The organism is Halarcobacter bivalviorum, from assembly GCF_003346815.1.
Lineage (GTDB): Bacteria > Campylobacterota > Campylobacteria > Campylobacterales > Arcobacteraceae > Halarcobacter > Halarcobacter bivalviorum.
Genome location: NZ_CP031217.1, coordinates 318,639 through 333,340 on the forward strand (window position 1 = coordinate 318,639; position 14,702 = coordinate 333,340).

The 14,702-nt window shown below is 31.7% G+C and carries 14 protein-coding genes; all 14 read right to left on the bottom strand.

Going from position 1 to position 14,702, the window contains the following annotated elements:
* Positions 1–213: 213 nt before the first annotated feature.
* The 14 genes from ABIV_RS01630 to ABIV_RS01695 are packed head-to-tail and all read right to left on the bottom strand — an operon-like array spanning position 214 to position 14,701.
* Positions 214–1,722, bottom strand: a complete 1,509-nt coding sequence (locus tag ABIV_RS01630; RefSeq protein ID WP_114838238.1) for an NADH-quinone oxidoreductase subunit N — start codon at positions 1,720–1,722, stop codon at positions 214–216.
* Positions 1,719–3,200, bottom strand: a complete 1,482-nt coding sequence (locus tag ABIV_RS01635; protein WP_114838239.1) for a complex I subunit 4 family protein — start codon at positions 3,198–3,200, stop codon at positions 1,719–1,721. Before ABIV_RS01635 ends, ABIV_RS01630 begins: the two co-directional genes overlap by 4 nt.
* 1 nt (position 3,201) lies before the next feature.
* Positions 3,202–5,091 (bottom strand): NADH-quinone oxidoreductase subunit L, encoded by a 1,890-nt coding sequence (nuoL, locus tag ABIV_RS01640; RefSeq protein WP_228254325.1) that lies wholly within the window; start codon positions 5,089–5,091, stop codon positions 3,202–3,204.
* A complete protein-coding gene (gene nuoK, locus ABIV_RS01645) occupies positions 5,088–5,402 on the bottom strand; it encodes an NADH-quinone oxidoreductase subunit NuoK (protein WP_114838240.1) in 315 nt (104 codons plus the stop codon). The genes nuoL and nuoK overlap by 4 nt, the downstream gene beginning before the upstream one ends.
* Positions 5,399–5,917 carry an NADH-quinone oxidoreductase subunit J family protein gene (locus tag ABIV_RS01650; protein WP_114838241.1) on the bottom strand — a complete coding sequence of 173 codons (519 nt, stop codon included), beginning with the start codon at positions 5,915–5,917 and terminating at the stop codon, positions 5,399–5,401. The genes nuoK and ABIV_RS01650 overlap by 4 nt, the downstream gene beginning before the upstream one ends.
* Positions 5,910–6,416: a NuoI/complex I 23 kDa subunit family protein gene (locus ABIV_RS01655; RefSeq protein ID WP_114838242.1), complete on the bottom strand. Its 507-nt coding sequence runs from the start codon at positions 6,414–6,416 to the stop codon at positions 5,910–5,912. The genes ABIV_RS01650 and ABIV_RS01655 overlap by 8 nt, the downstream gene beginning before the upstream one ends.
* Before the next feature lies 1 nt (position 6,417).
* Positions 6,418–7,701: a complex I subunit 1/NuoH family protein gene (locus ABIV_RS01660; protein WP_114838243.1), complete on the bottom strand. Its 1,284-nt coding sequence runs from the start codon at positions 7,699–7,701 to the stop codon at positions 6,418–6,420.
* The gene (locus tag ABIV_RS01665) at positions 7,698–9,134 is read right to left on the bottom strand and encodes an NADH-quinone oxidoreductase subunit G (protein WP_114838244.1); all 1,437 of its coding nucleotides are present in this window, start codon (positions 9,132–9,134) and stop codon (positions 7,698–7,700) included. Before ABIV_RS01665 ends, ABIV_RS01660 begins: the two co-directional genes overlap by 4 nt.
* A gap of 29 nt (positions 9,135–9,163) precedes the next feature.
* Entirely contained in the window at positions 9,164–10,450 is a 1,287-nt protein-coding gene (locus tag ABIV_RS01670) for a citrate synthase (RefSeq protein ID WP_114838245.1), read from the bottom strand.
* 20 nt (positions 10,451–10,470) lie between these two features.
* Positions 10,471–11,730 (bottom strand): NADH-quinone oxidoreductase subunit NuoF, encoded by a 1,260-nt coding sequence (gene nuoF, locus ABIV_RS01675; RefSeq protein ID WP_114838246.1) that lies wholly within the window; start codon positions 11,728–11,730, stop codon positions 10,471–10,473.
* Complete coding sequence (locus tag ABIV_RS01680; RefSeq protein WP_114838247.1) at positions 11,730–12,206, bottom strand: NADH-quinone oxidoreductase subunit NuoE family protein; 477 nt, start codon at positions 12,204–12,206, stop codon at positions 11,730–11,732. Before ABIV_RS01680 ends, nuoF begins: the two co-directional genes overlap by 1 nt.
* On the bottom strand, positions 12,206–13,840 hold the full coding sequence (locus ABIV_RS01685; RefSeq protein ID WP_114838248.1) for an NADH-quinone oxidoreductase subunit D: 1,635 nt from the start codon (positions 13,838–13,840) through the stop codon (positions 12,206–12,208). The genes ABIV_RS01680 and ABIV_RS01685 overlap by 1 nt, the downstream gene beginning before the upstream one ends.
* Complete coding sequence (locus ABIV_RS01690) at positions 13,833–14,348, bottom strand: NADH-quinone oxidoreductase subunit B (protein ID WP_114838249.1); 516 nt, start codon at positions 14,346–14,348, stop codon at positions 13,833–13,835. Before ABIV_RS01690 ends, ABIV_RS01685 begins: the two co-directional genes overlap by 8 nt.
* Positions 14,339–14,701, bottom strand: a complete 363-nt coding sequence (locus tag ABIV_RS01695; RefSeq protein ID WP_114838250.1) for an NADH-quinone oxidoreductase subunit A — start codon at positions 14,699–14,701, stop codon at positions 14,339–14,341. The genes ABIV_RS01690 and ABIV_RS01695 overlap by 10 nt, the downstream gene beginning before the upstream one ends.
* Between the last annotated feature and the right edge of the window lies 1 nt (position 14,702).

A 14,702-nucleotide genomic window follows, 5' to 3' on the forward strand; every position in this document is an offset into this window, starting at 1 on the left:
CATCCTTTCTAGTGATTTTGATTTTATATGAATAGCAATATAATAGCAAAAATGTCCTTATAAAGGGGTATACAGTAGTTAAAACTTATGTACAATTATTGTGCAAAATATATATGATAGAAATAAAAAAGCCCTATTTCTAGGGCTTTTAGTTTTTTTGGTTGATTAGATTGAATTTTAAAAAATCATACGAGTATGTTACATATTAACACATCATGATTTAATAAATAAAGATTGAATAGCAATTTGCGTCATATTTATTAGTGTATCGATGTTTAAAGCAGGTATAAAGAATACGATTGCCGAACCAATACCCCCAACAATTGTAATAATTGCTAAGAATGCAATTGCATAAGTTGAAACTCTTTTATCATTAAAATCATTTTCTAAACATTCTTCTTTTGTAGGGTAAAAATACATCATTGCAATAAGCTTGAAGTAGTAGTATACAGATACAAAAGTAGCAATAATTGCTAATACTGCTAAAAGAATAAATCCAGCATTGATAGCCTCTGTAAATACATAAAATTTACCGATAAATCCAATAGTAGAAGGAATACCAGCAAGTGAGAATAAGAAAATTGTCATCATTGCTGCTAAATATGGTCTCTCTTTTGCTAAACCTTTAAAATCATCATAAGTAACTCTTACTTTTGTTTCAGAAATAATATGAGAAATAATACCAAATGAACCAAGTGCTGATAATAAGTAAGCAATTAGATAAAATACTGTTGCATATGCTGCATGAATATTTTGTCCAAGTGCAATAAATGCTAATAATAGATAACCTGTATGTACAATTGAAGATGCTGCAAGCATTCTTTTAACAATTTTTTGTGTAATTGCCAGCCATGTACCAAATACAAGAGTAAAGATAATAATAACATACATGATTGAATCCCAGAAATCAATCATAGGTGCGATATCTTGTAATACTGCTCTTAAGAAGAAAGAGAATATAGCAATTTTAAATGTAGATGCCATATATGCAGTAATAATCATAGGTGCACCTCTATATACATCTAGTACCCAAGATTGGAATGGGAACGCAGCAATTTTAAATAGGAATGTAAATAAAATTAGCGTTAAACCGATATATAATAAAGACATATCTTCACTTGAATTACTTGCAATATATGCTGCAATTTCACTTAAGTTTGTAGTTGCAGTTGCACCATAAACTAAAACAACACCTAAAAGGTAAAATGCTCCAATAAATGAACCAAGAACTAAATATTTGAAAATTGCCTCAACTCTTTTACTATCTTCACTATGATAACCAACCATTACATATACAGCAAAAGAAGCAATCTCTAAAGCAATAAATGCAGTCACAAGTTCATTAGCATTTGCTAATAACATCATACCAAATAGAGCAAATAAAAGGATTGAGAAGAACTCACCTTTAAAATACTCTCTTGATCTAAAATAGTTTTCACCAATTAATAGAGTTAATAAAGTACCTAAAATAAGTAAAATATTAAAGAAGTTCGAAAACGAGTCAAAAATTAAAACATCATTGAATATATTGTTATATGGTCTAAGTGCATATGATTCACCTAGAGGAATTAATGTTAAAATTAGAGCTAAAATTAGTAACACAGATGAAACAGTAATATACTGTTTTGTACTAAATTTATTTTCATACATGCTCATAAACATTAAACCAACAGCTGATACTAAAATTAATGAAACTGGTAATATATGTATTAATTCATTCATTTTGCTGCTCCAATATGTAAAATATCATTTAAGTAGTGAGTTACAGTAGGCTCAAACTTATCGATAAAAATATCTGGGTAAATACCCATTAAAAATACAAGAACAACCCAAGGAGCTAAACCAACAATTTCTTTGATTTTTAAATCTCTGAATTTAAGTGTTTCACCCTCTCTATCTTGTAGAATTGCTCTTTGGAACATCCATAACATATATGATGCACCAATAATAACTGTAAGAGCAGAAATATAACCAAGTGTATGATTGAATTCATAAATACCAAAAATAATTAATAATTCTGATACGAAACCATTTGTACCTGGAAGTCCAACGTTTGCAAATAACATAATTGCAAAAATTGTAGTAAAGATTGGAGACTGTTTTGCTAATCCCCCTAAATCTTTAATTGTTTTATATCCTGTTTCATCATGGATAATACCAACAAGTAAGAATAGGGCACCTGTTGCAATTGCGTGAGCAATAATTAAATATAAAGCACCATTAATACCAAAAGCATTTAATGAGAAAATACCTGCTGCAATAAAACTTAAGTGTGATGCAGAAGAGTAGGCAAACATTCTTTTAATATCATCTTGCATAAGTGCCGCAACACCAAAATAAACAAGACCAAATAATCCAATAAATACAAACCAAGCTGAGAATTCAACATAAATCTCAGGGAAAATAGGAATTAAGAATCTAACGATTGCATAAACACCTAATTTTGCCATAATTGATGATAATAAAAATACTGCACCTGTAGGAGCATTTTTATATGTTTCCATAATCCAAGTATGTAATGGGAAAATAGGAATCTTAATAGCAAACGCAGAAAGGAATGCTAAAAATAACCAGATTCTTTCATTATAAGATAATGATGTGATTTGAGTTAAGTTATCATATTGAAATGACCAAGAACCAAACTCAGCATGATATGCAACTCCAAGATATAACATTGCAACAAACATTAAAAGTGAACCAAGCATAGTATATACTGTTACTTTAATAGTTGTGAATACTTTATCTCCAAATCCATAAATACCAATCATTAAGAATACTGGTAATAACATAACTTCCCAGAAGAAATAGAACAGAATTACATCTAATGCTAAAAGTGAACCAGTAACACCAGCTTGTACTAATAACATATTAATCCAGTAACCTTTAGTTCTACCTTCCCATAATAGAAGATATGCAGTAGGAATTAAAATAGCAATCATCATTAAAATAGTTAAAGAGAAACCATCAACACCAATGTAGTAGTTAATTCCATAAGAAGCAATCCATGGAACATTTGTAACAAACTGCATTCCTGCACTTGGTTCAAACTCAATATAAAGTTTTAATACAAGTGCTAAGATAACTGTAGTTGTTAGAAACGCAATGTTTCTAACAGTTTCTACATGCTTAGTAGTAATCATTAATCCAAATGCTACTACGGCTGGTAAAAATATAATAAACGATAAAATATCTGCACTCATATTACAATCCTAAAGAAATATATAAATAGATAAATACAGCACTCATACCTACAAGCATGAACGCAGCATAAAATCTTACATTAGCATTTTGAATAGTTGCAACTTTTTTACCAAACTCAACAAATTGTTCACAAGTTGACATAATAAATCCATCGATAATTTTCATATCTAAAATTTTGTCAATCATTACAGAGATTTTTTTAGAGAATTGAACAAATACTAAATCGTAGAACTCATCTACATAGAATTTATTAGCAATAATACCTTTTTCATCTTCTGGTTTATAAACATCGAAGTTTGCGTATTTTTTATATGCAACAAAAATACCTGTTGCTGCTACTAAAATAGATGCAGCCATTAAAATGTACTCAGTTGTATGAGACATATGAATTTTAATTGAATTTGTTTGTGCTAACCAAGTATCAACTAGATGTGAACCACCAAAAATTGCTGGGAAGTTTAAGAACCCTGCAAATACTGCCCCAATTGCTAAAATCATAAGTGGGAAAGTAATTGTTTTTGATGTATATACATAAGGTACTGTATCTTTAGTTGGTGCAACAAATACAATAAAATATAATCTAAACATATAGAATGCTGTTAAAAATGCAGTAAACATTCCAATTCCCCAGATTAAATATTGACCCTCTTGAAAAGCTGCTGCTAAAATAGCATCTTTAGAGAAGAAACCTGAAAATGGAGGAATACCAGCAATAGCGATAACACCAATTAGAAAAGTAAACTTAATAATTGGTAATTGTGCTCTATGTTGTGCAATTTTGAAGATATTTTGTTCGTGGTGAAGTGCAATGATAATACCACCTGCACCCATGAATAACATTGCTTTAAAGAAAGCGTGTGTAAATACATGGAAAAGACCTGAACTATAAAAACCTAAACCTACAGCAATAAACATATATCCTAATTGAGACATTGTTGAATATGCAAGGATTTTCTTAATATCTTGTTGTCTTGTTGCAATAACAGCTGCAAGTAAAGCAGAAAATGCACCAATATAAGCAATAAAGATACCAATATCTTCAATTCCAGAATATAGGAAATGAAATCTTGCAACCATATAAACCCCAGCTGTTACCATTGTTGCTGCGTGAATAAGTGCAGAAATTGGTGTTGGTCCTGCCATTGCATCTGGAAGCCAAACATATAATGGAACCTGAGCTGATTTACCCATAGCACCAACAAATAGTAAGAAACCTGCTAATGCTAATAAACCAGTAGAAGCATTAGAGATATTTGCTTCAAGTGAAGAGAAGCTTAAATCTACTTGTCCAAGAGCAAAGAATAGAGTTACAATACCTAAGATAAATCCAAAGTCACCAACTCTGTTTGCAATAAATGCTTTATTACCAGCGATAACATTCTCTTTATCACCATAATAAAATGCAATTAGTAAGTATGAACAAACTCCAACACCTTCCCATCCAATGAAAAGAATAACTGGGTTATCTGCAAGTACAAGGATTAACATTGATGCTAAGAATAGGTTAAAGTAAGCAAAGAATTTACCAAAACCATTATCTCCTGTCATATATCCAATTGCATAGATGTGAATTAACCATCCAACAAAAGTTACGAACATAGACATAAAGATAGCTAAGTTATCACCTAAAAATGCCATAGTAATATTTAAATCACCAATATTTACCCAAGTAAAAAGTTGTTGTTTAAAAGTTACACCACCATCTACCATATCTAAAAATAGACTTAGTGTAATTAAAAAGGCAATAAGTGGAGTACCTGTTCCAATGATTGAAAATAGTGTTTCAGATACTGGTTTTCTTTTTACATGGTAAAAATATAATCCACCATTTAAAATTGCACCCATTAATGGAGCAAGAATAATCCAAACTAACAGTGAAGTATCTATCATGATTTTTCTCCTTGTGTTAGTGTTGTAAAGATATCAGTATCTAATGACTTTTTCGTTCTAAATAATAGGATTATTACAGATAGGAAAATTGCTGCTTCTGCTGCTGCAATTGAAATAACCATAATTGTAATAATTTGTGGGTCCATATTAAAATGATATCTTGCAAATGTTATAAGGAAAAGTGCAATTCCATTTAACATAAGTTCTATTGACATGTAAATAACGAAAATATTTCTTCTAGCAATTACACCTATAACACCAATAGAAAAAAGAATCATAGAGACAAAAGCATAAGATGTTAAACTAATCATGCATTCTCCTTCTTAGATTTTTTTCTTTTTGCTAAAACAATTGAACCAACAAGTGCAACTAATAGAAGAATAGAAATTAATTCAAATGCTAAAATCCAATCATTATATAAAAGCATACCAATTGGTTTGATATCTCCAAAATCTGAGTTTGCCATGATATTCATGTCAGCATCAGGAAGATTTGATACAGCTTTTAAAATAACCATATTAAAAGGTATCATTATTATTGCACCAACTGCAATTAACATATATTTCTTAGGCTCTTTAGGAAGATGCTCTTCTTTAATATTAAGAAACATAAGTAAAAATAGAATTAGTGTCATAATTGCACCAGCATAAACTATAATTTGAACCATGAAAAGGAATGTTGCATTTAATAAAGCAAACAGACCTGCCACAGATAAAATAGAAACTAATAGTCCAAGTGCTGAGTACATTGGGTTTCTATATACTAGCATCATAACTGCACCAAGTACAGCAAAGATACTAAGTGCTACAAATATTAAATCACTCATTATCAAAATCCTTTGAACGTTCATTAGACATTAGGTATTTTTTATCAACTACGAAGTCTTCTCTTTTACTTCCTGTGAAACTAAAAATTCCCGTATCCATTCTAATTGCATCACAAGGACAAGCTTCTACGCAATACCCACAGTATACACACTCAAGAAGGTCGATTTTAAACTCTTTAGGTCTTTTCTCAGCAACCTCGTCAAATCTCTCTTCTGCATCAATAAAGATACATTGTGCAGGACAAGCAGTTGCACACATATAACAAGCAACACACTTCTCACTACCATCGTCCCACTTTGTTAATCTGTGAACACCTCTATATCTATCTGTAATATCATCAGGTTGAACTTCAGGGTACTGCATTGTTTTAAGATTTGATACATCACTTAAATTTTCTCTAAAGTGTCTAAAAGTAGTCTTCATCCCACCTACAATTGCAGGGATATATAATCTATCTTTTAGAGACTTTCCGTGTCTTTCTACAATTTTAATTCCCATATTAACTTCCTGTTACTACAACAAATGTTGCTGTTATTACAATATTTAATATTGCTAATGGAATAAGAACTTTCCATCCTAACATTTGTAATTGGTCATATCTAAATCTTAAAAGTGTCCATCTAATCCAGATGAATACAAAGTTCATAAATAAGAATTTAGCTACAAATGTACCAATTTGGATAACTGCTGTTGCAATATTAACACCATTTTCACCAAGTCCTGTAACTAAGAACATAATTAAAACAGCACAAATAACAATTGCAATTAACCAGAATCCTCTAATTAAAATATTCTTTTCTCTTTGTCTCTTATCATTTTTATCTAGCCAGTCATAGTTTTTGCTCATCCATTTACCAAAAAGGTAAGCTTTTATTGGTAATAAAATAACAATAGCTAAAATAACATAGTTGATATTATTTTGAATAGTAGCAGTATCCATCCAAGGAATTTGATATCCACCTAAGAATAAAGTTACAATAATTGCAGAAGAAGCACTCATTGCAGCATATTCCCCAACTTGGAAAAGACCAAATCTCATAGCAGAATATTCAGTATGGTAACCTGCAACAATCTCAGATTCACCCTCCGCAATATCAAAAGGTGTTCTATTTGTTTCAGCAAATGCTGTAACAATAAAGATTAAGGCAGCTAATGGTTGCATAAAAATACCCCATGCTGGAATAACACCAAAGATTGTTCCACCTTGAGCTTGTACCATATCATTTAAGTTGATTGAACCATATGTTAATAAAACAGAAATAATTGATAATCCCATTGCTGCTTCATAAGAAATAACTTGTGCAGAAGCTCTAATCCCACCTAATAGACCATATTTATTTTGAGATGAATATCCACCTAAGATAATACCAAATACAGATAAACCAGCAAATGCTAAGAACCACATAATTCCAAGTTGAGTTGGAATAGCTTGCATCATAAAACTCTCACCATCAACAACTAAGTTATCAGCAAAAGGAATAACAGCCATTGTTAAAAATGAACATATAAATACAAGAGCAGGAGCAATTGTATAAAGAAATTTTTCTTTAATATGTGCAGGAGTAAAATCCTCTTTAAATACAAGCTTTAACATATCGGCGATTGCTTGGATTAATCCTCCAAGTCTAATTCCCCCGATATCACATCTATTTGGACCAGTTCTATCTTGAATAAAACCAGCTACTCTTCTCTCCCACCAAACCATAATTGGAGTTGTTCCAACTGATAAAATTTTAGCAAGTAGAATGTTTACGATTATAATTACTATTGCAGCTGTACTCATAGACTACCTTTGTTAACCATAGATTTAATATGTTCAATAAGTGAAGATATTGATTCCATTGGGTTATCTTTTTTAAGTTTTGAAATAACTTTTTGTTTTTTACCTTCAAAGTTAATATAAGTACCACTTTTCTCATAGAAAGATGCAATTGGTATAGCAATAGTAGCTTTTGAGATAGTTAAACAGTTATGTGAAAAACAACCAATAACAGTTTTACCTTCTAAAGCATCTAAATTTTGATCAAAGTAGTTGTTATTTAAAATAACCACAACTTTAGCTTTTGCAATCTTTTTATTGAATCCTTCTTCTGTTTCATCAATATTTAACTCTTTGAATGAAGCTCTATTCGCACTTCTATCACTTTTTCTTAAATAATCATCACCAAAAGTTTCATCAATATATTGTGGTGAATAACCAGTAACTTCACCTTTAACAGCTTCAGCTAATTTACAAATATTTTGCATCTCTTCTAAAGATAATGAAGGGTCTAAAACAAAAAGAGTATCATTCTTTTCTGTAATTGTTTTATACATTCCTGTAACAGTGTTACTAAACTCAGTTTCTGTTGAGTTTACTAAAGGAGTTACAAATCTATTTTCTTCTTCATTTTTGTAAGATAATCTACCCTCATCACAAATAAACCAACCATTTACATCTTTGTTTACTCTTGGTCTAAATCTAAAGATTTGGTCATCTTTATATTTCTCTTTTCTATGGTCTACATGAATATTACATCCCATTGAACAACCATTACAAATAGCATCAAAAGATTCCATAAACCATACTCTTTGTTTAAATCTAAAATCTTTAGATGTTAATGCTCCAACTGGACATAAATCTACAACATTCATTGCATATGGATTATCAAGAGGTCTTCCTGGGAATGTACCAATTACAGAGTGGTCTGCTCTAGAAATTACTCCAAGTTCGTTAGTACCCGTGATTTCAGAACAAAATCTAACACATCTTGTACAAAGTACACATCTTTCTTGGTCTAACATTACATTAGAACCTAAATCTACTCTTTTTCTTGCAGTTACTTTTTGGCTTACATTTACTCTTGATTCATAGAAACCTGATTCCATGTAATAATCTTGCAGTTTACATTCTCCTGCTTGATCACACGTAGGACAGTCAATAGGGTGGTTAATAAGTTCAAGTTCTAGAATATCTTTTCTAACTTTCTCGATATTCTCACCTTTTGTTCTTACTACCATTCCTTCTTTAACTGGAGTATCGCACGCAATTTGAGGTCTTTTTTGACCTTCTATTTCTACCATACACATTCTGCAGTTACCATCTTTACCTAAGGCTTGATGGTAGCAAAAATGAGGGATATGAATATCTCGGTCTAAAAGAGTGTCTATTAAAAGACTACCCTTTTTTGCCTCGTGTTCTTCCCCATTTACTGAAAATTTAACTAATTCACTCATAGTGCGTCATCTCCTTTTTTTGACACTTCTTACTTACCTGTATATAGCTGTCTTGGTCTAGCAATTTTTGCAGTAGGATCTTGCTTTAATTCAGACCATTGAGAAATCCATCCTGGAATTCTTCCAATAACAAAAATAGGAGTAAACATCTCTACTGGAATTTTAAGTGCAGTTAAAATTACACCTGAGTAGAAGTCAATGTTTGGATATAATCCTCTATCTTTGAAGTAATCATCACTTAATGCAGCTTCTTCAACTGCTGCAGCAATATCTAATAATTTAGAATCTAAGTTTAATTCTTCTCTTAATTTATCTTGTAATCCTTTTAATGTTTCAGCTCTTGGGTCTCTGTTTTTATAAACTCTATGTCCAAATCCCATAAGTCTAAATGGATCATTTTTATCTTTTGCTTTTGCAATATAAGTTGGTACATTTTTAACATCACCAATTAATTTTAATTGGTCCATAACTTTTTCATTTGCTCCACCGTGAGCAGATCCCCATAAAGCAGAGATACCAGAAGCAATCGCAACATAAGGGTGAGCCTCAGTAGAACCAACATTTCTAACAGTAGTTGTAGAAGCATTTTGTTCATGATCTGCATGTAAAGTTAAAATTGCATCTAATGCATCAACTTCAACTTGCTTGATTTCATCATTTTTACCATTTCCAAGGTACTTCATACTTCCACCTGGATATGCTCTTAACATATATAAGAAGTTTTCAGTGAAGTATTTATTTACGTCTGGATAAATTAGTGGAGTACCAATTGAGTTTCTATAAGCCATAGCTGCGATAGTAGGCATTTTAGCTAGGATTCTTCTTCTCATAGTTTTGAATTGTTCTTCATCTTCTAAATGTAAGTGATCTTTATAGAATGCTGCTAATGCCATAGTTGCAGCACCCATAGTTGCCATTGGGTGAGCTCCATCTGGTAATGCATCAAATAATCTAATAATACCTTCATTTAAAAAAGATCTATGTCTAATTTCTAAATCAAAAGCATTTGATTCTTCTTCATTTGGAAGTCTTCCCATCATAAGAAGGTGACATACATCTAGGTATGATTTCTTACCTGCAAGTTCTTGAATAGGGTAACCTCTATATCTTAACTCAGAGTTTTCACCATCAATAAATGTGATTTTTGATTCACAAGATGCAGTTGAAGTATATCCTGGGTCATAAGTGAACATTCCAGAATCTTTATAAAAAGTTCTAATATCTAATACGTCTGGTCCTCTTGTCCCACTTAAAACATCATACTCATAAGATTTACCATTTCTGTTATCTGTTAGTGTAAAAGTATTCTTTCCCATCTTTCATATCTCCTTATATTTTAGTTTTTAAAGTATTCAACAAATTCATGTCTATATTTTTCAACAATGCTTTGGATAATGTCTTTAACTGCAGGTGCAAATACACAAATAGTTTTTCCATTCATTGTTCCACATACATCTATAATAGTGTCTAGATCTGCATCTGAACCATTACCTTCTAAAATCTTTTTGATAGTTTTATCAATCCAACCAGTTCCCTCTCTACAAGGAGTACATTGTCCACAAGACTCATGGTGATAAAATTCAATTAAGTTTTTTGCAACTTCAACCATTGAAGTACCTTCTGGAATAATCATCATTCCACCAGTACCAAGGGTTGAACCAATATCCCACATAGATTCATAATCTAATTGTGCTTTTTCAACTTCTTCAGCAGTTAAAATAGGACAAGAAGCTCCACCAGGAATTACTGCTTTTAACTTAAGTCCATCTCTCATACCACCACCAATATCATTGATAACATCAAGCATCTTTTCACCATATTGAAGTTCATAAACTCCAGGATTTTTTACTGGACCACTCATCGCAAAAAGCATAGTTCCAGGTGCTCTTTCAGTTCCCCATTTAGTATATGATTCATAACCATTTAGTACTATATTTGGAACAGATGAAATTGTCTCAACATTATTTACTGTTGCAGGCATTCCATAAAACCACTCACACTCTTTACCATGTGGTTTAAGTCTTGGGTGTCCTCTTTTACCTTCAATTGATTCAATTAAAGCAGATTTTTCACCACAAATATAAGCTCCACCACCTCTGTGAACAGTAATGTCAATTCTATAATCATATTTGTTCATTACTTTTTCACCAATGATTCCAGCTTCATATGCTTCATCAATTGCTTCATTTAGTCTATCGATGAACCATTTATATTCACCTCTAATATAGATATATGCATCATGTGCACCAATTGCATATGATGAACAAATAATACCTTCAATTAATAAATGTGGATCATATTGGAAAATTTGTCTATCTTTAAATGTTCCAGGCTCTGATTCATCTCCATTTACGATTAAGTATCTTGGTCTTTCATCAATAGGTGGCATCAATTTCCATTTTGGTCCACAAGCAGCACCACCACCACCTTTTCCTCTTAATCCAGATTTACAAACTTCTTCTGTGATTTCATCAGGTTGCATTGAGAATGCTTTATCAATAGACTCATATCTTCCATTTTTTAAAGCAACTTCTAATTTATGAGAATCAGGAATGTCGAAGTTTTTACTAACAATTTTTACTAATTCAACTGCCATTACTTACACTCCTTAATAATCTTTTCAAGTTTCTCAATTGACATGTTTTCATGGTACTGATTATTTAAAGCAATCATTGGTGCACCACCACAAGCCCCTTGACATTCAACTTCACTAAAATGGAATTTACCATCAGCAGAAGTCTCTCCTGGTCCAATACCTAAAGTATCTTTAATAAACTTTTTAAGTTCAGGAGCACCCATAACCATACAAGATAGAGTTTTACATAACTCAATATGGTATGTTCCAATTGGTTTTAAGTTGAACATTGTATAAAATGTTGCAAATTCATAAACTTGAATTGGAGTTTTCCCTAATTTATCAGCTACAAAAACCATTGCATCTGGACTTACCCAACCTTCTTGCTCTTGAACAAGCCATAAAGCAGGTAACATCATTGCATCAATTTTTGGATATTTTTTAGCAATTCTTTGGAACTCTTTTTCATTCTCTTCTGTATATTTAAATTTACCCATTATCTATCAAACTCCCCTGCAATAAAGTTCATACTTGCCATTGTAACAACAGCATCAGCTAACATATTACCTTCTACAATTCTTGCATAAGCACCTAAAGAGTAGAAGCATGGTGGTCTACATTTAACTTTATATGGAGTTCCTGAACCATCACTAACAATATAGAAACCTAACTCTCCATTTGCCCCTTCTGTGTATCCGTAATATTCCCCTTTAGGAACTTTGATACCTTCAAAAGTTAATTTAAATTGGTTCATTAAACCTTCAATATTTCCATATACATCTTTTTTAGCTGGTAAGAAAATTCCTTGATGATCAACATTAAGTGGTCCATCTGGAAGCTCTTTCATTGCTTGTCTAATGATTCTAATTGATTGTCTCATCTCTTCAAACTTAACCATGATTCTGTCATATACATCACCATGAGAACCAACAACTACATCAAAATCAAAGTTTTCATATCCATAATATGGAGCATCTTTTCTTAAGTCAAATGCAACTCCTGTTGCTCTTAAGTTTGGTCCTGTAATACCTGCACTAATTGCAAAATCTTGTTTAATAACACCAACATCTTGTGTTCTATCATGGAAGATTCTGTTGTGCTCAATTAAAGATAATGAATCTTCAATAGCTTTTTCAACATCTTTGATAACTGCATCTAAATCTTCAGCAAATCCATCATAAAGGTCGAATTCTAATCCACCAATTCTAGTATAAGAGTTAGTAAGTCTTGCACCAGTTAGTTTTGATAATAAATCATAAGCTTTATCTCTTGGTGCGAAGATGTACCAGAAGTTTGTAAGACCACCAAGGTCAACCATATTTGCAGCATTACAAACAATATGGTCAGTGATTCTTGAAAGCTCACCAATGATAACTCTAATCATTTTTGCACGAGGAGTAATATCAATTCCTAACATATCTTCAACAGCTTTTGAATATCCAATATTATTTAAAATAGCACTACAATAGTTAAGTCTATCAGTATAAGGAATAATTTGTGAGTATGTATGAGTTTCACAAGACTTTTCAAAACCTCTATGTAAGTAACCAACTTCAGTTACACAAGCAGTGATTGTTTCACCTTCCATTGCAACGAAGTTTCTAATTGTACCATGAGAAGCAGGGTGAGAAGGACCAACGTTTAACATCATTAAGTCTTCCATATCAGCTTCAGTATAACCTTTTCTTTTTAATAGAGGAATCATCTCATCCATTAAATCTTCAGTTTCAGTACAAATTTGACCTTTTGTTACTGGATAATCTTTTCTTAATGGATGTCCAACAAATTGGTGGTGATTTAATACTCTTTTTAAGTTAGGGTGACCTTTAAATCTAATTCCATATTGGTCAAAAGTCTCTCTTTCTCCCCAATCTGCTGCAAAATAAAGGTCAGTAATAGAGTCTACTTCTAAAGTGTTATCATCTACATAAGCTTTAATTGAAATTTGTTTTTTAAAGTTACTTGTTCTTAAAATATAAATAACTGCAAATCTTGATGGAGTAACATCTGGATATTCCATATAATCTACAGCAGTAATATCAAGTAAAAGTGTAAAGTCTTCTTCGTTTTTTAATCTTGAAATTGTTGATTTTATATCTTTTGCATCAATAAGCATATCTGTTTTAAGCATCTAAAATCCCTTTGAAGTTTCTTTCTCTATCTTTGATAATAGACTCATTATAAGATTTTTTCTGAATATTCATAATTGCATCTAAAACAGCTTCTGGTCTTGGAGGACATCCAGAAATATATTCATCTACTGGAATAACTTCATCAATTCCTTGTAGTGTTGTATAGTTATCATAAAATCCACCAGAGCAAGCACATGCTCCCATAGAGATAACCCATTTAGGCTCACACATTTGGTCCCAAATTTTCTTTAAAACAGGAGCTTGTTTATAAGTAATAGTTCCTGCAACAATAAGTAAGTCTGCCTGTCTTGGCGAGAATCTTACAACCTCTGCTCCGAATCTTGATATATCATATTTCGCAGCTGCAACTGACATGAACTCAATACCACAACATGCAGTACCAAATGCCATTGGCCACATTGAGTATGATCTAGCCCAGTTAATTGCTTCGTCAAGTTTAGTAGTGATTATTGAATCACCTAAGTTAGCTTCAGCTCCTAATCCCATGATAACGCCTTTTTCTTATACATATAAATAAGACCAGCAAAAAGTAGTCCAATAAAAATAAACATTTTTACTAAACCTGCATAGCCAAGGTCAACTATATTAACAGCCCATGGAAACATAAAGATTATTTCTACGTCAAATAATAAGAATCCAATCGCTACTAAGTAAAACTTAATAGAAAACCTAATGTTCGTAGTTCCAACAGGGTTGGAAACACCACTCTCGTAAACTGTGTTTTTTAATTTATCTTGTGTATTGTTTGGCCCTAAGTACTTTGTTAGTAGAAATACTCCTACTAAGATAAAAGCAATAGAGACAAATATCACAGATGAAAGAACTAAATGTGTCGACATA